The 24,223-nt window shown below is 65.5% G+C and carries 19 protein-coding genes; 18 read left to right on the top strand and 1 reads right to left on the bottom strand.

From position 1 onward, the window contains the following. Window positions 1–149 precede the first annotated feature (149 nt). The 13 genes from ACYP5B_RS36380 (at window position 150) to ACYP5B_RS36320 (ending at window position 17,018) form a co-directional block, all read left to right on the top strand. Window positions 150–2,093 (top strand): propionate--CoA ligase, encoded by a 1,944-nt coding sequence (locus tag ACYP5B_RS36380; RefSeq protein WP_400096485.1) that lies wholly within the window; start codon window positions 150–152, stop codon window positions 2,091–2,093. Between the two features lie 198 nt (window positions 2,094–2,291). Continuing rightward, window positions 2,292–4,682, top strand: coding sequence for a bifunctional salicylyl-CoA 5-hydroxylase/oxidoreductase (locus ACYP5B_RS36375; RefSeq protein WP_459572847.1), 2,391 nt, complete (start codon window positions 2,292–2,294; stop codon window positions 4,680–4,682). 2 nt (window positions 4,683–4,684) lie between these two features. Next, window positions 4,685–5,485, top strand: coding sequence for an SDR family NAD(P)-dependent oxidoreductase (locus ACYP5B_RS36370; RefSeq protein ID WP_400096459.1), 801 nt, complete (start codon window positions 4,685–4,687; stop codon window positions 5,483–5,485). A 52-nt stretch (window positions 5,486–5,537) separates the two neighbouring features. Next, window positions 5,538–6,389, top strand: coding sequence for an enoyl-CoA hydratase family protein (locus ACYP5B_RS36365; protein WP_400096460.1), 852 nt, complete (start codon window positions 5,538–5,540; stop codon window positions 6,387–6,389). 33 nt (window positions 6,390–6,422) lie between these two features. Beyond that, window positions 6,423–7,586 (top strand): acyl-CoA dehydrogenase family protein, encoded by a 1,164-nt coding sequence (locus ACYP5B_RS36360; protein ID WP_318231136.1) that lies wholly within the window; start codon window positions 6,423–6,425, stop codon window positions 7,584–7,586. A gap of 63 nt (window positions 7,587–7,649) precedes the next feature. Beyond that, window positions 7,650–9,323, top strand: a complete 1,674-nt coding sequence (locus ACYP5B_RS36355; protein WP_459572846.1) for an AMP-binding protein — start codon at window positions 7,650–7,652, stop codon at window positions 9,321–9,323. Beyond that, complete coding sequence (locus ACYP5B_RS36350) at window positions 9,320–9,778, top strand: acyl-CoA thioesterase (RefSeq protein WP_459572845.1); 459 nt, start codon at window positions 9,320–9,322, stop codon at window positions 9,776–9,778. The genes ACYP5B_RS36355 and ACYP5B_RS36350 overlap by 4 nt, the downstream gene beginning before the upstream one ends. A 57-nt stretch (window positions 9,779–9,835) precedes the next feature. Next, entirely contained in the window at window positions 9,836–10,246 is a 411-nt protein-coding gene (locus ACYP5B_RS36345; RefSeq protein ID WP_400096464.1) for a RidA family protein, read from the top strand. 356 nt (window positions 10,247–10,602) lie between these two features. Further along, entirely contained in the window at window positions 10,603–11,739 is a 1,137-nt protein-coding gene (gene carA, locus ACYP5B_RS36340) for a glutamine-hydrolyzing carbamoyl-phosphate synthase small subunit (RefSeq protein WP_267603702.1), read from the top strand. Between the two features lie 74 nt (window positions 11,740–11,813). After that, window positions 11,814–12,491: a leucine efflux protein LeuE gene (gene leuE / locus ACYP5B_RS36335; protein ID WP_459572844.1), complete on the top strand. Its 678-nt coding sequence runs from the start codon at window positions 11,814–11,816 to the stop codon at window positions 12,489–12,491. Window positions 12,492–12,556: 65 nt separating this feature from the next. After that, window positions 12,557–15,805 (top strand): carbamoyl-phosphate synthase large subunit, encoded by a 3,249-nt coding sequence (gene carB / locus ACYP5B_RS36330; RefSeq protein ID WP_400096467.1) that lies wholly within the window; start codon window positions 12,557–12,559, stop codon window positions 15,803–15,805. 221 nt (window positions 15,806–16,026) lie between these two features. Beyond that, window positions 16,027–16,503: a transcription elongation factor GreA gene (greA, locus tag ACYP5B_RS36325; RefSeq protein WP_267603700.1), complete on the top strand. Its 477-nt coding sequence runs from the start codon at window positions 16,027–16,029 to the stop codon at window positions 16,501–16,503. A gap of 11 nt (window positions 16,504–16,514) precedes the next feature. Next, window positions 16,515–17,018 carry a DUF4149 domain-containing protein gene (locus tag ACYP5B_RS36320; protein WP_043419067.1) on the top strand — a complete coding sequence of 168 codons (504 nt, stop codon included), beginning with the start codon at window positions 16,515–16,517 and terminating at the stop codon, window positions 17,016–17,018. A gap of 89 nt (window positions 17,019–17,107) precedes the next feature. On the opposite strand, the gene ACYP5B_RS36315 is transcribed toward ACYP5B_RS36320, so the two are convergent. Continuing rightward, the gene (locus tag ACYP5B_RS36315) at window positions 17,108–17,605 is read right to left on the bottom strand and encodes a YhbY family RNA-binding protein (RefSeq protein WP_043347609.1); all 498 of its coding nucleotides are present in this window, start codon (window positions 17,603–17,605) and stop codon (window positions 17,108–17,110) included. A gap of 195 nt (window positions 17,606–17,800) precedes the next feature. Between ACYP5B_RS36315 and ACYP5B_RS36310 the strand changes: the two genes are divergently transcribed. The 5 genes from ACYP5B_RS36310 to pstS form a co-directional block, all read left to right on the top strand. Then, window positions 17,801–18,466 carry an RlmE family RNA methyltransferase gene (locus ACYP5B_RS36310; RefSeq protein WP_267603697.1) on the top strand — a complete coding sequence of 222 codons (666 nt, stop codon included), beginning with the start codon at window positions 17,801–17,803 and terminating at the stop codon, window positions 18,464–18,466. Between the two features lie 104 nt (window positions 18,467–18,570). Further along, window positions 18,571–20,454 carry an ATP-dependent zinc metalloprotease FtsH gene (ftsH, locus tag ACYP5B_RS36305; protein ID WP_267603696.1) on the top strand — a complete coding sequence of 628 codons (1,884 nt, stop codon included), beginning with the start codon at window positions 18,571–18,573 and terminating at the stop codon, window positions 20,452–20,454. Window positions 20,455–20,720: 266 nt separating this feature from the next. Beyond that, window positions 20,721–21,518: a dihydropteroate synthase gene (gene folP, locus ACYP5B_RS36300; RefSeq protein ID WP_459572904.1), complete on the top strand. Its 798-nt coding sequence runs from the start codon at window positions 20,721–20,723 to the stop codon at window positions 21,516–21,518. An 88-nt stretch (window positions 21,519–21,606) separates the two neighbouring features. Further along, window positions 21,607–22,953, top strand: coding sequence for a phosphoglucosamine mutase (gene glmM / locus ACYP5B_RS36295; RefSeq protein WP_267603695.1), 1,347 nt, complete (start codon window positions 21,607–21,609; stop codon window positions 22,951–22,953). A 265-nt stretch (window positions 22,954–23,218) separates the two neighbouring features. Next, the coding region (gene pstS, locus ACYP5B_RS36290) for a phosphate ABC transporter substrate-binding protein PstS (protein WP_459572843.1) at window positions 23,219–24,223 on the top strand (1,005 nt) is incomplete at its 3' end.

The following is a 24,223-nucleotide window of genomic DNA, read 5'->3' as shown; positions in this document are numbered from 1 at the left end:
ATGGCACGCCCTTTTTCTTGGTGCGGCGCATCGTGGGTAAGCCTTGCGTAAGGCGGCGTACCCAGACTTGCAGGAACCGGTCGCCGGCCTCGGCAAGCCCATGCGTGGGCTGCCATGCACCCGCAGTGGTGGCAAACTAGCGGCAATAAATCCCCAAAGCAACAAACCAACAACCCGCATCTAAGCGGAGGAGACAAGCCATGACGGCTACCCGTGCCCTGCACGCCCGCTCGTTGAGCGACCCTGAAGGCTTCTGGGCCGAACAGGCTTGCCGCATCGACTGGGAAACCCCGTTCGACACCGTGCTGGACGATAGCCGGCCGCCATTCACCCGGTGGTTCGTCGGCGGCCGCACCAACCTTTGCCACAACGCTGTCGATCGCCACCTGGCCGAGCGCGCGGACCAGGCCGCCCTGATCTACGTGTCGACCGAAACGGGCCAGCACCGCACCTACAGCTACGCCGAGCTGCACGACGAGGTCAACCGCATGGCCGCGATCCTGCAGCAGATGGACGTGGTCAAGGGCGACCGCGTGCTGATCTACATGCCGATGATTCCCGAGGCCGCGTTTGCCATGCTGGCCTGCGCGCGCATCGGCGCCATTCATTCCGTGGTGTTCGGCGGCTTTGCCTCGGTGAGCCTGGCCGCGCGCATCGACGATGCGCGGCCGCGCGTGATCGTCAGCGCGGATGCCGGCTCGCGCGCCGGCAAGGTGGTGCCCTACAAGCCGTTGCTGGACGAGGCGGTGAACCTGGCCGCGCACAAGCCGGAGCGCGTGTTGCTGGTGGATCGCCAGCTTTCCCCGATGACGTTCATGCCCGGCCGCGATGAAGACTATGGCGCCTGGCGCGAGCGCGTGGGCGCGGCGCGCGTGCCGTGCGTGTGGCTTGAATCGAGCGAGCCGTCCTATGTGCTCTACACGTCCGGTACCACGGGCAAGCCCAAGGGCGTGCAGCGCGATACCGGCGGCTACGCGGTCGCGCTGGCGGCCTCGATGGCCTACATCTTCTGCGGCAAGGCTGGCGACACCATGTTCTCCAGTTCCGATATCGGCTGGGTGGTCGGGCACAGCTATATCGTCTACGGGCCGCTGCTGGCGGGCATGTCTACGGTCATGTACGAGGGCACGCCGATCCGCCCGGACGGCGGCATCCTGTGGCAACTGGTCGAGCAGTACCGCGTCAACATCATGTTCAGCGCGCCCACCGCCATCCGCGTGCTGAAGAAGCAGGATCCCGCCTGGCTCACGCGCTACGACCTGTCCAGCCTGCGCCTGCTGTTCCTGGCCGGCGAGCCGCTCGACGAGCCCACGGCGAGCTGGATCCAGCAGGGCATCGGCAAGCCGGTGGTGGACAACTATTGGCAGACCGAGACGGGCTGGCCGATCATTGCCATCCAGCGCGGCATCGACCCGCTGCCGGCCAAGCTGGGCTCACCTGGCGTGCCGGTCTACGGCTACGACCTGAAGATCGTCGACGAGGCTACCGGCGCCGAATGCCCGCCGGGGCAGAAGGGCGTGGTCGCCATCGACGGGCCGCTGCCGCCGGGCTGCATGACCACGGTGTGGGGCGACGACGAACGCTTCGTCAAGACGTATTGGTCCAGCGTGCCGGGACGGCGCTGCTATTCCACGTTCGACTGGGGCGTGCAGGACGAGGATGGCTATATCTTTATCCTCGGCCGTACCGACGATGTGATCAATGTGGCGGGCCACCGCCTGGGCACGCGCGAGATCGAGGAGAGCATTTCATCGCACCCGGCGGTGGCCGAGGTAGCTGTGGTGGGCGTGCACGATGCGCTCAAGGGCCAGGTGGCAATGGCCTTTGTCATCGTGCGCGACGCGGCCCGTACCGCTACCCAGGCCGATCGGCTGGCGCTGGAGGGCGATGTGATGAAAACGGTGGACCAGCAACTGGGCGCGGTGGCGCGCCCGGCGCGCGTGTTCTTTGTCAATGTGCTGCCCAAGACGCGCTCCGGCAAGCTGCTGCGCCGCGCCATGCAGGCGGTGGCGGAAGGGCGCGACCCGGGCGATCTGACCACGATTGAGGATCCCACCGCACTCGCGCAACTGCAGGCGGCGATGCAAGGCTGAAGGCAGAGGCGCCCGCCCTCCGGCGGGCGCTGCACTGCGCAAAAGATTGTGCTTGCCAGGGGTGTGCATGCGGACTAATATTTTAAGCATCAAATATTTAAGCATGATCTAGATGCGCTCCCGCGCATCGCATGTGCCGCACGGCTCTCCTGGAACTCAGAATCCCAAGGGGCGGACCGGCACGCAGGAGACGAAAAAATGCGAGTGCTGTGTATTGGCGGCGGCCCCTCGGGCCTGTACTTCGGCTTGCTGATGAAGCTGCGGGACCCATCCAACGAGGTCTACGTGGTGGAACGCAACCGCCCCTATGACACCTTCGGCTGGGGCGTGGTGTTCTCCGACGCTACCATGGACAACCTCAGGCAGGCCGACCCGGTCAGCGCGGAGCAGATCAACGCGGCGTTCAACCACTGGGACGATATCGACATCCATATCGGCGGGCGCACCCTGCGCTCCGGCGGGCATGGCTTTATCGGCATCGGCCGCAAGCGCCTGCTCAATATCCTGCAGGCACGCTGCGAGGCACTCGGCGTGCACCTGGTGTTCGAGACCGACGTGACGGACGACCAGGCGCTGGCGCAGCAATACCGGGCCGACCTCGTGATCGCCTCCGATGGCATCAACAGCCGCGTGCGCGGGCGCTATGCCGAGACCTTCCAGCCCGATATCGATACCCGCCAGTGCCGCTTTGTCTGGCTCGGCACGCGCAAGCTGTTCGACGCCTTCACCTTTGCCTTTGAAAAAACCGAGCACGGCTGGTTCCAGGCCCATGCCTACCGCTTCGACGACAACACGTCGACGTTTATCATCGAGGCGCCCGAAGATGTGTGGCGTGCCGCCGGCATCGAGCAGATGAGCCAGGAAGAGGGCGTGGCCTATTGCGAACGGCTGTTCGCACGCTACCTGGACGGCAACGCACTGATCAGTAACGCCACGCACCTGCGCGGTTCCGCCAACTGGATCCGCTTCCCCCGTGTGATCTGCGGCACCTGGGTGCGCTGGAATACGCTGGCCAATGGCCGCCGCGTGCCGGTGGTGCTGATGGGCGACGCCGCGCATACCGCGCATTTCTCCATCGGCTCCGGCACCAAGCTGGCGCTGGAAGACGCCATCGACCTGGCCAACAATATCCGCGATGCCGGCGCCGGCGGCGCCGATATACTGCCGCAGGCGCTGGAGCGCTACCAGGCCACCCGCAGCGTCGAGGTACTCAAGATCCAGAATGCCGCGCGCAACTCCACCGAGTGGTTCGAGAATGTCGAGCGCTACGCCGGCATGGCCCCGGAGCAGTTCGCCTATTCGCTGCTGACGCGCTCGCAGCGCATCTCGCACGAGAACCTGCGCGTGCGGGATCCCGGCTACGTCGAGGGCTTCGAGCGCTGGCTGGCGGGGCAGGCGGCTGCCAACGTCGCCAATGTCACCAGCGCCGCGCAGGCGGCACAGGCCCGCGCAGTGCCGCCGATGTTCACGCCGTTCCGCGTGCGCAACGTCACCTTGAAGAACCGCGTGGTGGTGTCGCCGATGGCCATGTACTCCTGCGAGGACGGCGTGCCGGGCGACTTCCACCTGACGCACCTGGGCGCGCGTGCGCTCGGCGGCGCGGGCATGGTGGTGGCGGAGATGACCTGCACCTCGCCGGATGCGCGCATCACCCCGGGCTGCCCGGGTTTGTGGAACGACGCGCAGCGCGACGCCTGGCGCCGCATTGTCGACTTCGTGCACGCCAACAGCGACGCGCGCATCGCCATGCAGATCGGCCATGCCGGACGCAAGGGCTCGACCCAGCTTGGCTGGGAACAGATGGACTATCCGCTCGCCAGCGGCAACTGGCCGGTGATGTCGGCCTCGCCGTTGCCGTACATGCCGGGCGTGTCGCAAGTACCGCGCGAGATGAGCCGCGCCGACATGGATGCCGTGCGCGATGATTTCGTGGACAGCGCGCGGCGTGCTGCCGAAGCCGGGTTCGACTGGCTGGAACTGCACTGTGCCCATGGCTACCTGCTCTCCAGCTTTATCTCGCCGCTGACCAACCAGCGCACGGACGAATACGGCGGCTCGCTGGCGGCGCGGCTGCGCTACCCGCTCGAAGTCTTCGCTGCCGTGCGCGCCGTATGGCCGCAGGAGCGCCCGATGTCCGTGCGGATCTCGGCCCATGACTGGGTCGAAGGCGGCATCACGCCCGACGACGCGATCGAGATCGCGCGCGCCTTCAAGGCAGCCGGCGCCGACATGATCGACTGCTCCTCCGGGCAGGTGAGCCCGGACCAGGCGCCGGTCTATGGGCGCATGTACCAGACGCCGTTTGCCGACCGTATCCGCAACGAAGCCGGCATCGCCACGATTGCCGTCGGCGCGATCTTCGAGGCGGACCACGTCGACAGCATCATCGCCGCCGGCCGTGCGGACCTGTGCGCGATTGCGCGTCCGCACCTGGCGGATCCCGCCTGGACCATTCATGAGGCGGCGCGGCTGGGACATCGCGACCTGGCATGGCCCAAGCAATACCAGGCCGGCAAGCGTCAGCTCGAAACCAATCTGGAGCGAGCGGCACAACAAGCGCAGCAAGCCCGCCAGCCGGAGGATCACTGAGCATGAACGCGCATCTTTCCCTGCAAGGCCGGCACGCGCTGGTCACGGGCGGCGGGCGCGGCATCGGCGCTGCCATTGCGCGCCGCCTGCTCTCGCACGGCGCTAGCGTGACCTTGCTGGGCCGCGACGCGGCCACGCTGGCGGCCACCGCCGATACGCTGGCCGAGGCCGTGGTGTCGCCTGCCGTGTTGTGCACGGTGACGGCGGACATCTCCCAGGCTGACAGCGTGGCGGCGGCCTTTGCCGAAGCCGCCGGCCGCGCTGGGCCCATCGACCTGCTGATCAACAATGCCGGCCAGGCGCGCAGTGCGCCGTTCGGCAAGACCGATCTCGCGCTGTGGCAATCCATGCTCGCGGTCAACCTCACCGGGACCTTTGTCTGCACGCAGGCCGCGCTGCCGCACATGCTGGCCAATGGCTGGGGCCGCATCGTCAACGTGGCCAGCACGGCCGGGCTGGTTGGCTATGGTTATGTGAGCGCCTATTGCGCGGCCAAGCACGGCGTGATCGGCCTGACCCGCGCGCTGGCGCTGGAAACGGCGAGCAGCGGCGTCACCGTCAATGCGGTCTGCCCGGGCTATACGGAAACCGACATCGTGCGCGACGCCGTCGCCAATATCGTGCGCAAGACCGGCCGCACCGAGGCGCAGGCCCGCGCCGAGCTGGCCAAGGGCAATCCGCAGGGGCGGCTGGTGCAGCCCGACGAGGTGGCGGATGCGGTGGCGTGGCTGTGCCAGCCATCGGCCAGCGCCATCACGGGCCAGTCGATCGCCGTGGCCGGCGGCGAGGTCATGGCGGGTTGATCCCCGACGCATGCAAGTCAACCAGAATCAGAACGAACAAGCGAGAAACGAGATGAGCGAAATAGCACTGGACATGCGCCACCACAAGCGCAGCTTCGCCGGGTATCAGCCGCAGCACTTCCTGTGGTCGGTCTCGGCCGACGGCAAGGTCGGCACCGTGACGCTGAACCGCCCCGAGCGCAAGAACCCGCTCACGTTCGACTCCTACGCCGAGCTGCGCGACCTGTTCCGCGGCCTGTGCTACGCCACCGACATCAAGACGGTGGTCATCACCGGCGCCGGCGGCAACTTCTGCTCGGGCGGCGACGTGCACGAAATCATCGGGCCGCTCACGCGCATGACCATGCCCGAGCTGCTGGAGTTCACGCGCATGACCGGCGACCTGATCAAGGCCATGCGGGCCTGCCCGCAGCCAATCGTCAGCGCCGTCGACGGCATCTGCGCCGGTGCCGGCGCGATGATGGCGCTGGCCTCCGATATGCGCCTGGGCACGGCGCAGGCCAAGACGGCCTTCCTGTTCGTGCGGGTGGGCCTGGCCGGCGCCGACATGGGAGCTTGCTCGCTGCTGCCGCGCGTGATCGGGCAGGGCCGTGCGAGCGAACTGCTTTATACCGGCCGCGCGATGAATGCGGAGCAAGGGCTGCAGTGGGGCTTCTTCAACGCGCTGCATGCGCCCGACGTCGTGCTGGCCGAGGCGCAGGCGCTGGCGGCGCAAATCGCCGCCGGACCGACCTTCGCCCACGGCGTGACCAAGAAGCTGCTCCACCAGGAGTGGAATATGGGGCTGGACGAAGCTATCGAGGCCGAGGCCGAGGCGCAGGCCATCTGCATGCAGACCCGGGACTTCCGCCGCGCCTATGACGCGTTCGTGGCCAAGGCGCGTCCCGTGTTCGAAGGCGACTGAACGATCAGCTGATTAGCAGAGGAAACGCACGCCATGTCCGACAAAAGTTATCTCGCCCTGCCGTTCTTCGACGACGCGCACCGCGAACTGGAGCAACGGCTCGATGCGTGGGCCACGGCCTCGCTCAAGGTCGACCACAGCGATACCGATGCGGCTTGCCGTGCGCTGGTGCGCCAGCTCGGCGCGGCCGGCTGGCTGCGCTACTGCGTGCCAGCGGCCTACGGCGGCGCGCTCGATACGCTCGACTCGCGCTCACTGTGCCTGCTGCGCGAGACGCTGGCCCGCCATGATGGCCTGGCCGACTTCGCCTTCGCTATGCAAGGGCTAGGCAGCGGCGCGATTACGCTGGCCGGCAGCGATGCCATGCGCGAACGCTACCTGCCGCGTGTGGCGCGTGGCGAAGCCATTGCCGCGTTCGCGTTGTCGGAGCCCGATGCGGGTTCCGATGTCGCCGCGATGCAATGCCGCGCGGTGCAGGATGGCGAGCACTACGTGCTGGACGGCGTCAAGACCTGGATCTCCAACGGCGGCATCGCCGACTTCTATTGCGTCTTTGCCCGCACCGGCGAAGCGCCGGGCGCGCGTGGCATCTCCGCGTTCGTCGTGGATGCGGACACGCCGGGCCTGACCATCGCCGAGCGGATCGACGTGATGGCACCGCACCCGCTTGCCACGCTGCGCTTCGAGAACTGCCGCGTGCCCAAAGCCGCAAGGCTGGGCGAGGCAGGGCAGGGCTTCAAGGTGGCCATGATGACGCTGGACATCTTCCGCGCCTCGGTGGCCGCCGCGTCGCTGGGCTTCGGCCGCGCCGCGCTCGACGAAGCGCTGGCGCGCGCCACCGCGCGGCCGATGTTCGGCGGCGTGCTGGCGGACCTGCAACTGACGCAGGCCGCCATCGGCGACATGGCCACCGCCATCGACTCGGCAGCGCTGCTGACCTACCGCGCCGCGTGGCTGCGCGACGTGGCCGGCGTGCGGACCACGCGTGAAGCGGCGATGGCCAAGATGGTCGCCACCGAGAACGCGCAGCAGGTGATCGACCGCGCCGTGCAGATGTTCGGCGGCCTTGGCGTCAAGGTCGGCACGCGCGTCGAAAGCCTGTATCGCGAGATCCGTTCGCTGCGGATCTACGAGGGCGCCACCGAAGTGCAGAAGCTGATCATCGCGCGCGAAACGCTGGCGCAGCATCGCGCCTGACGTGCCCGGCGCGAGCGGACAACCCCGACCAGTATCACCAGAATGAAGGAAGTGGAGACAACCATGGCGAGCACAGCCCACCTCGATACCTTTGCACTGGACCGCCTGCCGCCCCCGCAGCAGTGGCCGGCGTTCCTGTTCAACGCCGATACCCGGTACCCGGAGCGCATGAACTGCGCGCTGGAGCTGGTCGAGCGCCATGTGCGCGAGGGGCGCGGCGATCGCGTGGCCATCCGCCATGAGCAGGACGGCGCGCACCGCACCGTCAGCTATGCCGAACTGGCTGCGCTGTCCAACCGCATCGCTCATGTGCTGACCGGCGACATGAAGCTGGTCCCGGGCAATCGGGTGCTGCTGCGCGGCCCCAACAACCTGATGATGGCGGCGTGCTGGCTGGCCGTGGTCAAGGCTGGCCTGATCGCGGTGCCGACCATGCCACTGCTGCGCGCCAAGGAACTCAAGCAGGTGATCGACCGCGCGGCAGTCAGCGCCGCGCTGTGCGACGAACGCCTGCGCGAGGAACTGGAGGCCAACCTCGATCCAGGTGGCGAGCACCATTGCCCGAGCCTGACGCAGGCGCTGTACTTCAACGGCAGCGGCGCCGGCTCGGTGGAAGCTGCCATGGCGGGCAAGCCCGAGAGCTTCGAGGCCTGCGATACCGCGGCTGACGACATCTGCCTGATTGCCTTCACCAGCGGCACTACCGGACAGCCCAAGGGCACGGTGCATTTCCATCGCGACGTGATCGCCATGTGCGACCTGTTCCCGCGCCATGTGCTCAAGCCCGGCCCGGACGATATTTTCTGCGGCACGCCGCCGCTGGCCTTTACCTTCGGGCTTGGCGGCATCCTGTGCTTCCCGCTGCGCGTGGGGGCTTCCACCGTGCTGGCCGAGCGGCTGACTCCCGAAAGCCTGCTGGCGCTGATCCAGTCCTTTCGCGCCACCATCGTGTTCACCGCGCCGACCTTCTACCGGCAGATGGCCACGCTGGCGCAGGGGTACGACATTTCCAGCCTGCTCAAGAGCGTATCGGCCGGCGAGGCGCTGCCCGACGCGACGCGCCAGAGCTGGAAGGCGGCCACCGGGATCGAGATGACCGACGGCATTGGCGGCACCGAGATGATGCACATCTTCATCTCCAGCGCGGGCGCCGAGGTGCGGCCCGGCGCCATCGGCAAGGTGGTGCCCGGCTATGTCGCGCAGATCGTGGACGAGCAGATGCAGCCGGTGCCGTACGGCACCGTCGGCAGGCTGGCGGTGCGCGGCCCCACCGGCTGCCGCTACCTGGACGACCCGCGCCAGGCCAGCTACGTGAAGGACGGCTGGAACCTGCCGGGCGACACGTTCAAGGCCGATGCCGATGGCTACTACTACTACCAGGCGCGTTCCGACGACATGATCGTCTCGGCCGGCTACAACATCGCCGGACCGGAAGTGGAGAGCGCACTGATGCGCCATGAGGCGGTCGCCGAGTGCGGCGTGGTTGCCATGCCCGACCCCGAGCGCGGCCAGATTGTTGCCGCCTACGTGGTGCTGCGTCCCGGCGTGGCGGCCAGCGACGAGACCTGCGCTGCGCTGCAGGCCTACGTCAAGGCCGAGATCGCGCCGTACAAGTATCCGCGCCGGGTGATCTTCGTCGACGCGCTGCCGCGCACCGAGACCGGCAAGCTGCAGCGTTTCCGCCTGCGGCAGATGGCGGAGCAGGGCGGGGCACCCGAGGGCGCGAGGCAGCCGTGAGCGAGGTCTTCAGCAACAGCGTGCGGGTGCGCTTCAAGGATTGCGATGCCGCCGGCATCGTGTTCTTCCCGCGCTACTTCGAGATGCTCAACGACCTCGTCGAGGACTGGTTCCGCGAGGCGCTCGGCTGGTCCTTCGCCGAGATGCATGGCGCGGGGCAGGCCGGTGTGCCGACGGCTGAATTGTCCACCCGCTTTGTCGCGCCCAGCCGCCTGGGCGAATTGTTGATGCGCGAGTTGCGTGTGACGCAATTGGGGCGCAGCAGCTTTTCCTTGCTGGTGCGCTTTATCGGGCCAGCCGGGGACCTGCGCGTGGAGATCGCGCAGCGGCTGGTATGCGTGGATACCGCGCAGATGATGCCGAGCGCGCTGCCGCAGGCAGTGCGCTCGGCCATGGAGCGGTTCCTGGCGCCCGATGCCCCGATGCCCGCACCGATGCGCCCGTCCGGGGCTTAGGGCGAAGTCGACCAGACAGAAAACAAGATCCCAATCACTTCTTACGGAAAACCGACCATGAAGATTCTCCAGCCACCAGACTGGGCCGCGCCGCGCGGCTACTCTAACGGCACCATGACCGAGATGCAGGTGGGCAGCCGCCTGCTCTTCGTCGGCGGCCAGATCGGCTGGAACGGCCAGTGCGAGTTCGAGACCGATGACTTTGCCGAGCAGGTCGGCCAGGCGCTGCGCAATATCGTGGCGGTGCTGGCCGAGGGCGGCGCGCGTCCGGATCACATCGTGCGCATGACCTGGTATGTGAAGGACAAGGTGGAGTATGTGGCGGCCTACCGCGCCATTGGCGAGCACTACCGCGCCACCATCGGGCGTCATTTTCCGGCCATGACGGCGGTGGAAGTGGCCGATCTGGTGGAGGCGCGCGCCAAGGTGGAGATCGAGGTGACGGCGGTCGTGCCGGCTGCCGAATGACGCCATCCGCCTGGCATGCCTGCGGGCTGCCAGGCGCATCGGGGAGGGTCGAGGCGTCCGCAAGTCCTTGATAACTTGAGAAAATGGGTGGCGCGGGGTATAATCCAAAAGTTTCGCTTTCAGAACCCCTCACCCTAGCGCCTACCGAATTCCACCTTCCGCCGCCCCCATTTCGCCCTGGCTCCGCCGCATTGTTTTGTGTGGCGTATCGAGCACCGAGCGAACGGCCCCGGCGACAAGCATCGCGTCCAGTCGACGAAATCGACAATCCACGCGCTGCCGGTCGCCCCGCCGCAGAACGGGGCAAGAGGCGTTGAGCAGGTCGGTCACGGGGTGAATCCAGCAGGAGCCTACCCGTGTTACCGTCTTTTCCGTCCGCCATTCTCGCGCTTGCAGACGGCACGGTCTTTCGTGGCTATTCCATTGGCGCTTCCGGCCATACCATCGGCGAAGTGGTGTTCAACACCGCTCTGACCGGTTACCAGGAAATCCTCACCGACCCCAGCTATTCCCGGCAGATCGTCACCTTGACGTATCCGCATATCGGTAATGTCGGGGTCAATGCAGAGGATGTCGAAGCCACGAAAGTCCATGCCGCCGGCCTGATCATCAAGGATCTGCCGCTCCTGGCCTCCAATTTCCGCAAGGAACATTCCCTCGGCCACTACCTGAAGCAGGAAAAGGTGGTGGCGATCGCCGGCATCGATACCCGCAAGCTGACCCGTATCCTGCGCGAGAAGGGTGCGCAGAACGGCTGCATCCTGGCTGGCGAGGACAATGTGCAGAAGGCCATCGACCTGGCGCGCTCCTTCCCCGGCCTGGCCGGCATGGACCTGGCCAAGGTGGTGTCGGTCAAGGAACCGTACGCGTGGAACCAGACCGAATGGGCGCTGGGCAGCGGCTACGGCAAGCTGGAGTCGCCGCGTTTCCACGTGGTGGCCTTTGACTACGGCGTCAAGTTCAACATCCTGCGCATGCTGGCTGAACGTGGCTGCAAGGTGACGGTGCTGCCGGCGCAAGCCAGCGCTGCCGACGCGCTCGCGCTCAACCCGGACGGCATCTTCCTGTCGAACGGCCCCGGCGACCCCGAGCCTTGCGATTACGCGATCCGCGCCACCCGCGAGTTCATCGAGCGTGGCATCCCCACCTTCGGCATTTGCCTGGGTCACCAGATCATGGCGCTGGCAGTTGGCGCCAAGACGCTGAAGATGAAGTTCGGCCACCATGGCGCGAACCATCCGGTGAAGGACCTCGACGACGGCCGCGTGGTGATCACTTCGCAGAACCACGGTTTCGCGGTGGACGCCGATACCCTGCCTGCCAACGTGCGCACCACCCACGTGTCGCTGTTCGACGGCTCGCTGCAGGGTTTCGCGCTGACCGACAAGCCCGCCTTCTGCTTCCAGGGCCACCCGGAAGCCTCGCCGGGCCCGAACGACGTGGCTTACCTGTTCGACCGCTTCACCAAGATGATGGCGGACGCACGCCAGTAATCGCAGCGAAGCCAAGACGAGAAGTGACGTAGACAAGCAAACCAAGCAGATAAAGCAGACCGCAGGACGACCCGATGAACGCCTTCATGCATACCGCGCTGGGCATTACCGATTTCTGGACCTTTGTGCTCGGCACGATTTTCATCGTGCTGCTGCCGGGGCCGAACTCGATGTATGTGCTATCGGTGGCCGCGCAGCGCGGCGTGCGCGAGGGCTACAAGGGGGCCTGCGGGGTGTTCCTGGGGGACGCCATCCTGATGGTGCTGTCGGCGGCGGGGGTGGCCTCGCTGCTCAAGGCCAGCCCGGCCTTGTTCTACGTGGTGAAGTACATCGGTGCCGCTTATCTGGGCTGGATCGGTTTCCAGATGCTGCGCGGTGCCGTGCGCGCCTGGACGAGCCGGGGCAGCGATGGCGGGGCGGCGCAGGCGCAGGCGCCCGTGGACCGCGACGTCAGCCCATTCCGTAAGGCGCTGGTGGTGAGCCTGCTCAACCCCAAGGCCATCCTGTTCTTCATCTCCTTCTTCATCCAGTTCGTCGATCCGCAGTTCGGCTATCCGGCGCTGTCGTTTGTCGCGCTGGGGCTGGTGTGCCAGTTGTGCAGTTTCGCCTACCTGACCGCGATCATCTTCGTGGGCGCCAGGCTGGCCGAAGCGTTTCGCCGCCGCCGACGCCTGTCGGCGGGCATGGCGAGCGGGGTAGGCGCCATGTTCATCGGCTTCGGCGCCAAGCTGGCGACGGCCACCCTGAACTGAATCGAATCCTGATATCCGGTGCGGCCCGCGCGATCGTGCGGGCCGGCCAATAATGAGAGCGTGCAATGCCAAAGCGCACAGACATAAAGAGCATCCTGATCATCGGCGCCGGCCCCATCATCATCGGGCAGGCGTGCGAGTTCGACTATTCCGGCGCCCAGGCCTGCAAGGCGCTGCGCGAGGAAGGTTTCAAGGTCGTGCTGGTGAATTCCAACCCGGCCACGATCATGACCGATCCCAACACGGCCGATGTGACCTACATCGAGCCGATTACCTGGGAAGTGGTCGAGCGCATCATTGAAAAAGAGCGTCCCGACGCCATCCTGCCGACCATGGGCGGCCAGACCGCGCTGAACTGCGCGCTGGACCTGCATCGCCATGGCGTGCTGGCAAAGTACAACGTCGAGCTGATTGGCGCGTCGCCGGAAGCCATCGACAAGGCCGAGGATCGCCAGAAGTTCAAGGAAGCGATGACCAAGATCGGCCTGGGCTCGGCCAAGTCCGGCATCGCCCACTCGATGGAAGAAGCGCTGGCCGTGCAGACGCAGATCGCCAAGGAAACCGCGACCGGCGGCTACCCGATCGTGATCCGCCCGTCCTTCACGCTGGGCGGCTCCGGCGGCGGCATTGCCTACAACCGCGAAGAATTCGAGGAAATCTGCAAGCGCGGCCTGGATCTCTCGCCGACCCGCGAGCTGCTGATCGAAGAATCGCTGCTGGGCTGGAAAGAGTATGAGATGGAAGTGGTCCGCGACAAGAAGGACAACTGCATCATCATCTGCTCGATCGAGAACCTGGACCCGATGGGCATCCACACCGGTGACTCCATCACGGTGGCGCCAGCCCAGACCCTGACCGACAAGGAATACCAGATCCTGCGTAACGCCTCGCTGGCGGTGCTGCGCGAGATCGGCGTCGATACCGGCGGCTCCAACGTGCAGTTCTCGATCAACCCGGCCGACGGCCGCATGATCGTGATCGAGATGAACCCGCGCGTGTCGCGTTCGTCGGCGCTGGCCTCCAAGGCCACTGGCTTCCCGATCGCCAAGGTCGCCGCCAAGCTGGCGGTGGGCTACACGCTGGATGAGCTGAAGAACGAGATTACCGGCGGTGCGACCCCGGCCTCGTTCGAGCCGTCGATCGACTACGTGGTCACCAAGGTGCCGCGTTTCGCCTTCGAGAAATTCCCCCAGGCCGACAGCCACCTGACCACCCAGATGAAGTCCGTGGGTGAAGTGATGGCCATGGGCCGCACCTTCCAGGAATCGTTCCAGAAGGCCCTGCGCGGCCTGGAAGTCGGCGTGGACGGACTGGACGACAAGTCCACCGACCGCGACGAGATCGTCGAGGAAATCGGTGAAGCCGGCCCGGACCGCATCTGGTACGTGGGCGACGCCTTCCGTATCGGCATGTCGCTGGAAGAAGTGCACGCCGAGACCGCGATCGACCCGTGGTTCCTGGCCCAGATCGAAGACATCGTCAAGACCGAGACCCTGGTCAAGGCACGCAAGCTGGACAGCCTGTCGGCCGCCGAGCTGCGCCACCTGAAGCAAAAGGGCTTCTCGGACCGCCGCCTGGCCAAGCTGATGGGCGCCGAGCCCGCAGCCGTGCGCGCCGCGCGCCATGCCGCCGGCGTGCGCCCGGTGTACAAGCGCGTGGACACCTGCGCTGCCGAGTTCGCCACCAACACCGCCTACATGTACGGCACGTATGAAGCCGAGCATGGCGAGTGCGAAGCCGACCCCACCACCAATCGCAAGATCATGGTGCTGGGCGGCGGCCCGAACCGGATCGGCCAGGGCATCGAGTTCGACTACTGCTGCGTGCATGCCGCGCTGGCGCTGCGCGAAGACGGGTACGAGACCATCATGGTCAACTGCAACCCGGAAACCGTGTCGACCGACTACGACACCTCGGACCGTCTCTACTTCGAGCCGCTGACGCTGGAAGACGTGCTGGAAATCGTCGACAAAGAGAAGCCCGTCGGCGTGATCGTGCAGTACGGCGGCCAGACCCCGCTGAAGCTGGCGCTGGACCTGGAAGCCAACGGCGTGCCCATCATCGGCACCAGCCCGGACATGATCGACGCCGCGGAAGACCGCGAGCGTTTCCAGAAGCTGCTGCATGAGCTGGGCCTGCGCCAGCCGCCCAACCGCACCGCGCGTGCCGAGGACGAAGCACTGCGCCTGGCCACCGAGATCGGTTACCCGCTGGTGGTGCGCCCGTCGTACGTGCTGGGTGGCCGCGCGATGGAAATCGTGCATGAGCCGCGCGACCTCGAGCGCTATATGCGCGAGGCCGTCAAGGTCTCGCACGATTCCCCGGTGCTGCTGGATCGCTTCCTGAACGACGCCATCGAGTGCGACGTCGACGCCCTGTGCGACGGCCAGCGCGTGTTTATCGGCGGCGTGATGGAGCACATCGAGCAAGCCGGCGTGCACTCGGGCGACTCCGCCTGCTCGCTGCCGCCGTACTCGCTGGCGCAAGCCACCGTGGACGAGCTCAAGCGCCAGACCGCCGCCATGGCTCGCGCCCTGAACGTGATCGGCCTGATGAACGTGCAGTTCGCCATCCAGCAAGTGAATGGCGAAGATGTCGTCTACGTGCTGGAAGTGAACCCGCGCGCTTCGCGTACCGTGCCGTACGTGTCCAAGGCCACCGGCCTGTCGCTGGCCAAGATCGCCGCGCGTTGCATGGCGGGCCAGACGCTCGACTCGCAAGGCGTGTTCGATGAAGTGGTGCCCCCGTACTTCAGCGTCAAGGAAGCGGTGTTCCCCTTCAACAAGTTCCCCGGCGTCGACCCGGTGCTCGGACCTGAGATGCGCTCCACCGGCGAGGTGATGGGCGTGGGCAAGACCTTCGGCGAAGCGCTCTTCAAGAGCCAGCTGGCCGCGGGCTCGCGCCTGCCGGAGAAGGGCACCGTGCTGCTGACCGTCAAGGACAGCGACAAGCCGCACGCGGTTGGCGTGGCGCGCATGCTGCACGACATGGGCTACCCGATTGTCGCCACCCGCGGCACCGCCTCGGCCATCGAAGCCGCCGGCATCCCGGTGCGCGTGGTCAACAAGGTGAAGGACGGCCGCCCGCATATCGTCGACATGATCAAGAACGGCGAGCTGGCGCTGGTGTTCACCACCGTGGACGAAACCCGCACCGCCATCGCCGATTCGCGCTCGATCCGGATCTCGGCCCTGGCCAACCGGGTGCCGTACTACACCACCATCGCCGGCGCGCGCGCCGCGGTGGAAGGCCTCAAGCACATGCAGAGCCTGGAGGTCTACGACCTGCAGAGCCTGCACGCCTCGCTGGGCTGAAGGTCGCCCTGGGCCCCAGGGCCGTCCGCAGTTGCTGCGGGCGGCCGTCTTGGCCTAAACTAACAGCATTTCGTCGACCCAGTGGCCGGGCAAGCGTGCGGCCATGTGATCGATCCAACCTGACAACCTGAAAGGCCGCGGTTGAGCGGAAGTGCCCCGGGCAGCGATGCCGGTGCATGGTTCCAGCTCCGCTGCGGCTCATTTTTTTGCAGAACGAAGACATGAGCACGATTCCGATTACCAGGCGCGGCGCAGAGCTGCTCAAAGAGGAACTGCAGCGCCTGAAGGCCGTCGAACGTCCCGCGGTGATCAACGCCATTTCCGAAGCACGTGCGCAAGGCGACCTCTCCGAGAACGCCGAGTACGACGCCGCAAAGGAAAAGCAGGCCTTTATCGAAGGCCGGATCATCGAAGTGGAGTCCAAGCTGTCGGCGGCGCAGGTCATCGACCCGACCCAGCTCGATACCGACGGCCGCATCGTGTTTGGCGCCACCGTCGACCTTGAAGACCTGGAATCGGGCAAGCCCGTGAGCTACCAGATCGTCGGCGACGACGAGGCCGACCTGGACAGCGGCAAGATTTCCGTCAGCTCGCCGATCGCGCGTGCGCTGATCGGCAAGTTCGAGGGCGATGTGGCGATCGTGCTGGCCCCTGGCGGCGAGCGCGAGTACGAAGTCATCACGGTTCGCTACGTCTAAAACGAGGCTGCGTGTTCTCCTCCTCTTATTCGAGCCTGCCGCCGCTGCCGCATCGGATCTTCCTCCTGCTGACCGTGGTCTGGGCCGGCAGCCTGTGGACAGTGGGCTACATGGTGGCCCCGACGCTGTTTTCCGTGCTGCCCAGCCGCGAGACGGCAGGCTTGATCGCCGGGCAGCTGTTCCGGACCGAGGCGATCCTTGGCGTGGTGGTCGGCGTGCTGCAGCTTGCGCTGTGCAACCTGATGATCCGCCGGGGCGCGGGGCGCTATCGCGGCCTGCGCTGGCTCGTGCTGGGCATGCTGCTGTGCGTGCTGGCTGGGTACTTCGGCATCCAGCCCTTCATGGAAAACCTGAAGGAGAAGGCGACGGCGCTTGGCGTGGGCGTGTCCGAATCGCCCTATAAGGGGCAGTTCGGCATGCTGCATGGGGTGTCCAGCGTGTTCTACCTGGTGCACAGCCTGCTGGCGCTGGTCACGGTCTGGCGCGCAGCGGCGCCGCGCTCGGCTGGCGAGTAAGGCTGGCGAGTAGGCTGAAGGGACGGGCCAGGGCGGCCGTCCGTTGCGATACCAGCGGCCCCGACGGGCGCGCTGGCATGGCTTCGACATTAGTCGAGCGCTTTCTTCTTCTGGCTGGTCGGGCGGACGCGCGCGCGCTTGACGTTGCCGCCAGCGGTGACGCGTTCATTGCCCAGTACCGTCACTTGCGAGCGCTTGGGGCGGCGATTGGGCGCGGCGCTCGGCTTCTTGACGGTCACGGTGCGCGGCGCGGCGCCGCCGCGCGGGGCCAGGCGGCCCAGTTCCTGCGGACGGTTTTCCTTCAGGACGGCCGGGCCGGGACGCCATACCACCAGCAGCTTGCCGATATGCTGGATCGGAGCGGCATCCAGATCTTCGCAAATGGTTTCGTACATGGCGATGCGGCTTTCGCGGTCGTCGCCGAAGACGCGGATCTTGATCAGGTCATGCGACGCCAGGCTACGGTCGATTTCAGCCAGGACGGGGCGCGTCAGGCCTTCGCCACCGATCATCACGACCGGATTGAGGCCGTGGGCACGGGAGCGGAGTTCTGATCGCTGGGCGGGAATAAGTTGAAGAGCAGGCATAAGTAAAGCGCAGGCGAGGGCGCAAATGGGCGCGCAAGTGGTGCGCAAACCAAGGCACCGAAGTGCCGAAAAAGCGAATCGGCGCGTATTATCCGTCAAACTGGCGCGGTCAGGCTGCAAAAACAGCAAAACGAGTGAAAAACGCACGGACGGCCGCGGGCCGGCGGCGTTTTTCTCCATACAGATGTCTCCGGAATGGCCAAGAACAAATTCAATCAGGCGTGGTTGCACGACCATATCAACGATCCCTACGTCAAAATGGCGCAGCGCGAGGGCTACCGCGCCCGCGCAGCGTATAAGCTGAAGGAGATCGACGAGCAGGACAAGCTGATCCGCCCCGGCCAGGTCATTGTCGACCTTGGCGCGGCCCCAGGCAGCTGGAGCCAGTACGCCCGCAACAAGCTGGCGGCTTCCCCGCGCGCCAAGGACGGCGGCATCGACGGCGCGGTGATCGCCATCGACCTGCTGCCGATGGAGGCCGTCGCCGACGTCACATTTATCCAGGGTGACTTCCGCGAGGAGGATGTATTCCGCCAGTTGGAGGAAATCGTGCTGCAAGCGTCCGGCGGCGCAAAGATCGATCTTGTTTTGTCGGACATGGCCCCCAACTTGTCCGGTGTAGCCTTTGCCGATGCGGCCCGTATCGATTACTTATGTGACCTGGCGCTGGAATTTGCCCAGGCGCATCTGAAGCCGGAGGGCTCATTGCTGGTAAAGTGTTTCCATGGCAGTGGTTACAGCCAGATCGTGGAGAAGTTCAAACGCCAGTTCAAGGTAGTCGCCAAACGCAAGCCCAAGGCGTCACGCGACAAGTCTTCCGAGACCTTCATTCTTGGGCGTTTCCTCAAGTCGGCGGGGTGAAGCGGTGCCTATCGCTTCGATGAATTTGCTTTTTACCCCGACGCCGGGCACTGCATTACAATGCAGCTATCCCGTTGGCAAGGCGTTCGTAAAGGAGTTTGGCCTTGAATAACAACCTGTTTCAAAAGGCGGCAATCTGGCTCGTGATCGCGCTGGTGTTGTTTACCGTCTTCAAGCAGTTCGACAAGCCCCGCGCGCAGGAAGGCGTCACCTATTCGCAGTTCATGGATGATGCCAAGGCCGGCAAGGTGGGCCGGGTTGACGTGCAAGGCCGCAATCTGGTGGTGACGCCCAAGGAAGGGCAGAAGTACACCATCATCTCGCCGGGCGACATCTGGATGGTTGGCGACCTGATGAAGTTCGGCGTCCAGGTTACCGGCAAGGCAGACGACGAGCCCAACATGCTGGTGCAGGCCCTGTATTACCTCGGGCCCACCCTGCTGATCATCGTGTTCTGGTTCTACATGATGCGGCAGATGCAGGGCGGCGGGAAAGGCGGTGCCTTTTCCTTCGGCAAGTCGCGCGCGCGCCTGATCGATGAAAACCAGAACGCGGTCACTTTCCAGGACGTCGCCGGTTGCGATGAATCCAAGGAAGAAGTGATCGAACTGGTGGACTTCCTCAAGGATCCGCAGAAATTCCAGAAGCTGGGCGGCCGTATCCCGCGCGGCGTGCTGCTGGTCGGCCCTCCGGGTACCGGCAAGACGCTGCTGGCACGCGCCATCGCCGGCGAAGCCAAGGTGCCGTTCTTCAGCATTTCCGGCTCGGACTTCGTTGAAATGTTCGTCGGCGTGGGCGCGGCCCGTGTCCGCGACATGTTCGAGAATGCCAAGAAGCAGGCACCCTGCATCGTCTTCATCGACGAAATCGATGCGGTCGGCCGTCACCGCGGCGCCGGCATGGGCGGCGGCAACGACGAGCGCGAGCAGACCCTGAACCAGATGCTGGTCGAGATGGACGGCTTCGAGGCCAACTCGGGCGTGATCGTGATCGCTGCCACCAACCGTTCGGACGTACTGGACAAGGCGCTGCTGCGCCCGGGCCGTTTCGACCGCCAGGTGTATGTCGGCCTGCCCGATATCCGCGGCCGCGAGCAGATCCTCAAGGTCCATATGCGCAAGGTGCCGATCGGCAACGACGTCGACGCCTCGGTGATCGCACGCGGTACCCCGGGCTTCTCCGGCGCCGACCTGGCCAACCTGGTCAACGAAGCCGCACTGTTTGCCGCCCGCCGCAGCAAGCGCGTGGTCGACATGCAGGACTTCGAGGACGCCAAGGACAAGATCTACATGGGCCCGGAACGCAAGTCCACGGTCATGCGCGAGGAAGAACGCCGTGCAACCGCGTACCATGAGTCCGGCCATGCGGTGGTGGCCAAGCTGCTGCCCAAGGCGGATCCGGTGCACAAGGTCACCATCATGCCGCGTGGCTGGGCACTGGGCGTGACCTGGCAGTTGCCGGAGCACGACAAGTACTCGAAGTACAAGGACAACATGCTCGACGAGATCGCCATCCTGTTTGGCGGCCGCGCGGCGGAAGAGGTCTTCCTCAACGCCATGAGCACCGGTGCTTCCAATGACTTCGAGCGCGCCACCAAGACGGCTCGCGACATGGTTACCCGTTTCGGCATGAGCGACACGCTGGGCACCATGGTGTACGTGGATACCGAGCAGGATGGCATGTTCGGCAAGATGTCGTCCAAGACGGTGTCGGAAGCCACCCAGGTCAAGGTCGACGCGGAAATCCGCCGCATCGTCGACGAGCAATATGGCCTGGCCAAGCGCCTGCTCGAAGAAAATCGCGACAAGGTCGAAGCCATGACCGCGGCCCTCATGGAATGGGAAACCATCGATGCGGACCAGGTCAACGACATCATGGCGGGCAAGCCGCCGCGGCCGCCGCGTGGCGCGTCCAGCCAGAACGGTGGTGGCAACACCCCGTCGGGCGGCTCGCCGGTGGCCCCGACCAACGCTCCGGCCACGGCCTGAGCGGATGGCCGGCACGATAGCGTCGTCGGCGCTCCGGTAACCCGGATACGGTAGACGTGCTTGTCGTGGTTGCAGCGGTCGTTCACCAAGCCTGAAGCCGGCGCCTTGTGCGCCGGCTTTTTCTTTGCCGGCGCGCATTTCGCGCAGCCTCTTTTTGATTCCTCGTTTTCGTCTTTTGGTCTTTTCGTATCTTGTCGTCGATCTCAACTGATTCGAGTTTCCAGTGCGGCCGCTACCGCTTCGCGCGCGACCGCCGTCCGCTGGTGATGGGCATCCTGAACGTCACCCCCGATTCATTTTCCGATGGCGGCCAGCACGCTGGGCGCGATGCCGCCTTGCGCCATGCCGAGCGCATGATTGCCGAAGGCGTGGACATCATCGATATCGGCGGCGAGTCGAGCCGGCCGGGTTCGGCGGCATTGCCGCTGGACGAGGAACTGGCGCGCGTGCTGCCGATGGTCGAGGCGCTGCGCGACTGCGGCCGGCCGCTGTCCATCGATACCTACAAGCCGGAAGTCATGCGCGCGGCGCTGGCTGCCGGAGCGGACCTGATCAATGATATCTGGGGCTTTCGCATGCCCGGCGCCATCGAGGCGGTGAGCGAGGCGCAGGCGGGGCAGGCCGGACTGTGCGTGATGCATATGCAGCGCGATCCGCAGACCATGCAGGAGCAGCCCCAGTATGAGGATGTGGTGCGCGAGGTGGCTGGCTTCCTGCGCGAGCGGGTGGACGCACTGCGCGCCGCCGGCGTGAGCGACAGCCGCATCACCCTCGATCCGGGCTTTGGCTTTGGCAAGACGCCGGATCATAATCTGCACCTGCTGGGCCGGTTGCCGCAACTGGCGGTGGATGGCCTGCCCTTGCTGGTGGGCTTGTCGCGCAAGTCGACGCTCGGCGCCATCCTGGGCGGCCGGCCGCCGCAGCAGCGGGTCGCCGCCAGCCTGGCAGCGGCGGTTTGCGCCGCGGAGCGGGGCGCGTACATCGTGCGTGTGCATGATGTGGAACAAACTGTGGATGCGCTCAAGACCTGGTGGGCCATCCGTCATGAAACAATTGCCGGTTAACATTTGTTTTGATTGCTGGCATCCAGCATTGCGCGCTTAGCCTTTAGCATTCGGCATCCGCAACACCGAACAACGGGAGAATGATCATATGACACGCAAGTATTTCGGCACGGATGGGATTCGCGGCAGGGTTGGCGAGGCGCCGATCACGCCCGACTTCGTGATGCGCCTGGGCTACGCGGCGGGCATGGTGCTCGCCCATGGGGCGAAGCAGCAGGACCAGGCACGTCCGACCGTGCTGATCGGCAAGGACACGCGCATTTCCGGCTATATGCTGGAGGCCGCGCTGGAGGCCGGCTTTACCTCGGCAGGCGTCAACGTGCTGCTGACCGGGCCGCTGCCGACGCCGGGCGTGGCCTACCTCACGCGCGCGCTGCGCTTGTCGGCAGGCGTGGTGATCTCCGCCAGCCACAACCCGTACTACGACAACGGCATCAAGTTCTTCTCTGCCGATGGCGACAAGTTGCCTGACGCCGTGGAAATGGCGATCGAAGAAGCGCTGGAAGAGCCGATGGTCTGCGTGCGCTCGGACGATCTCGGCCGCGCGCGCCGCATCGAGGATGCCGCTGGCCGCTACATCGAATTCTGCAAGAGCACGTTCCCCTACGAGCAGGACCTGCATAAGCTCAAGCTGGTGGTGGACTGCGCGCACGGCGCCGCGTACCACATCGCGCCGCACGTCTTCCATGAGCTCGGTGCCGACGTGATCTCGATCGGCAACCAGCCGGACGGTCGCAACATCAATGCCGGCTACGGCGCGACGGCCCCGGAAAAACTGATCGAAGCGGTCAAGGCCAATGGCGCCGATCTTGGCCTGGCCTTCGACGGCGACGCGGACCGCCTGCAGGTGGTGGACCGCGACGGACGCCTGTTCAACGGCGATGAGCTGCTGTACCTGATTGTCCAGGACCGCCTGCAGGCGGGCCAGGCCGTGGAAGGCGCGGTGGGCACGCTGATGACCAATATGGCGGTAGAACTCGCGCTCAAGCGCCAGGGCGTGGAGTTCGTGCGCGCCAAGGTGGGCGACCGCTATGTGCTGGAAGAGCTGAACAAGCGCAAGTGGACGCTGGGCGGCGAGGGCTCGGGCCATCTGCTCTGCCTGGATCGCCACACCACCGGCGACGGCATCGTCTCCGCGTTGCAGGTGCTGGCCGCACTGCGCCGCAGCGGCAAGAGCCTGTCGCAACTGCTGGAAGGCGTTTCGCTGTTCCCGCAGACGCTGATCAACGTGCGCGTGGAGAAGGGCTTCGACTGGCAGTCGCATGCGGGCCTGAGCGCGGCGCGCGCCGTGATCGAACCGCAGCTCGAGGGCCGGGGCCGGGTATTGATCCGCGCCTCGGGGACCGAGCCGGTGGTGCGCGTGATGGTCGAAGCCGAGAAGGTCGAGACCGCGGAGCAGGCAGCGCAGACCCTGGCGGACGCCTTGCGGGCCTGAACACCGGGTCATCGCCGCTAGCTGTTGCCAGAACGCCGGGTTTTCGCCCGGCGTTATTTTTTATTGAAAAGCAATTAACCGCAGCCGTTTTTTGGCTTGCGAGGAGCCATATGCGGGTCGGGAAGGGCATTGGCGATGTGATTCAGGAGGCAGCATCCGCAGACTTAGAAGAAGATCTCGTGATGTCATGGAATTGTCATAGTCGGAGCATAAAGTTCGACTTGTCAAAAAATTGTCATTCCCCAACCATGTCTCTGGAGGACATATGAAGCTGGTCAAGACTGCCGTTGCAGGCATCGTGTCGTTGGTGGTAGCGGGCACTGCGTTCGCGGCGGAAATTACCGGTGCTGGCGCATCTTTCCCGGCGCCCGTGTATTCCAAGTGGGCCGATGCATACCAGAAAGCAACGGGTAACAAGGTCAACTATCAATCCATCGGCTCGTCCGGCGGCATCAAGCAGATTGGCGCCAAGACCGTCGACTTCGGCGCCTCCGACGCGCCCCTGAAGGACGAAGAGCTGGCCAAGCAAGGCCTGGTGCAGTTCCCCACGGTGATCGGCGGCGTGGTGCCGGTGATCAACCTGCAAGGCATCAAGCCGGGCGAACTGACCATCACCGGCGAATTGCTGGCGAACATCTACCTGGGCAAGATCAAGAAGTGGGACGATCCCGCCATCAAGGCACTGAACCCGCACGCCAAGCTGCCGAGCCAGGACATCCTGCCGGTGCGCCGCGCCGACGGTTCGGGCACCACCTTCATCTTCACCAACTACCTGTCCAAGGTCAGCCCGGACTGGAAGAGCTCGGTTGGCGAGGGCACCACGGTCAACTGGCCGGGCGGTGGCACTGGCGGCAAGGGTAACGAAGGCGTGGCCGCTTTCGTGCAACGCCTGAACGGCGCCATCGGCTACGTCGAGTACGCCTACGCCAAGCAGAACAAGATGACCCACCTGAACATGAAGAACGCCGCGGGCGCAGTGGTTCAGCCTGGTGACGACGGCTTCAAGGCAGCAGCAGCAGGCGCCGACTGGAGCAAGACCTACTACCAGATCCTGACCAACGAACCGGGCAAGACGGCATGGCCGATCGCCGGCGCGACCTTCATCCTGGTGCACAAGAACCAGGAAAAGGCAGCGCAGGGCGCCGAAGTGCTGAAGTTCTTCGACTGGGCGTACAAGAGCGGCGGCAACATGGCCAGCGAACTTGACTACGTACCGCTGCCGGACGCCGTGGTGAACCAGATCCGCGCGACCTGGAAGAACTCGGTCAAG

The sequence above is a fragment of the Cupriavidus sp. 8B genome (assembly GCF_054589115.1).
Note: the sequence above shows the minus strand (reverse complement) of the source record. Positions and strands in the feature narration are given on the sequence as shown.

What these genes read in the sequence shown, in the direction of transcription:
- ACYP5B_RS36360 (WP_318231136.1), top strand. Translation starts at nt 6,423, where the DNA reads ATGTCCGACAAAAGTTATCTCGCCCTGCCGTTCTTCGACGACGCGCAC.
- ACYP5B_RS36310 (WP_267603697.1), top strand. Translation starts at nt 17,801, where the DNA reads ATGGCCAAGAACAAATTCAATCAGGCGTGGTTGCACGACCATATCAAC.
- ACYP5B_RS36345 (WP_400096464.1), top strand. Translation starts at nt 9,836, where the DNA reads ATGAAGATTCTCCAGCCACCAGACTGGGCCGCGCCGCGCGGCTACTCT.
- ACYP5B_RS36315 (WP_043347609.1), bottom strand. Translation starts at nt 17,605, where the DNA reads ATGCCTGCTCTTCAACTTATTCCCGCCCAGCGATCAGAACTCCGCTCC.
- leuE (WP_459572844.1), top strand. Translation starts at nt 11,814, where the DNA reads ATGAACGCCTTCATGCATACCGCGCTGGGCATTACCGATTTCTGGACC.
- ACYP5B_RS36375 (WP_459572847.1), top strand. Translation starts at nt 2,292, where the DNA reads ATGCGAGTGCTGTGTATTGGCGGCGGCCCCTCGGGCCTGTACTTCGGC.
- ACYP5B_RS36355 (WP_459572846.1), top strand. Translation starts at nt 7,650, where the DNA reads ATGGCGAGCACAGCCCACCTCGATACCTTTGCACTGGACCGCCTGCCG.
- ACYP5B_RS36365 (WP_400096460.1), top strand. Translation starts at nt 5,538, where the DNA reads ATGAGCGAAATAGCACTGGACATGCGCCACCACAAGCGCAGCTTCGCC.
- folP (WP_459572904.1), top strand. Translation starts at nt 20,721, where the DNA reads ATGGGCATCCTGAACGTCACCCCCGATTCATTTTCCGATGGCGGCCAG.
- carB (WP_400096467.1), top strand. Translation starts at nt 12,557, where the DNA reads ATGCCAAAGCGCACAGACATAAAGAGCATCCTGATCATCGGCGCCGGC.
- glmM (WP_267603695.1), top strand. Translation starts at nt 21,607, where the DNA reads ATGACACGCAAGTATTTCGGCACGGATGGGATTCGCGGCAGGGTTGGC.
- greA (WP_267603700.1), top strand. Translation starts at nt 16,027, where the DNA reads ATGAGCACGATTCCGATTACCAGGCGCGGCGCAGAGCTGCTCAAAGAG.
- ACYP5B_RS36370 (WP_400096459.1), top strand. Translation starts at nt 4,685, where the DNA reads ATGAACGCGCATCTTTCCCTGCAAGGCCGGCACGCGCTGGTCACGGGC.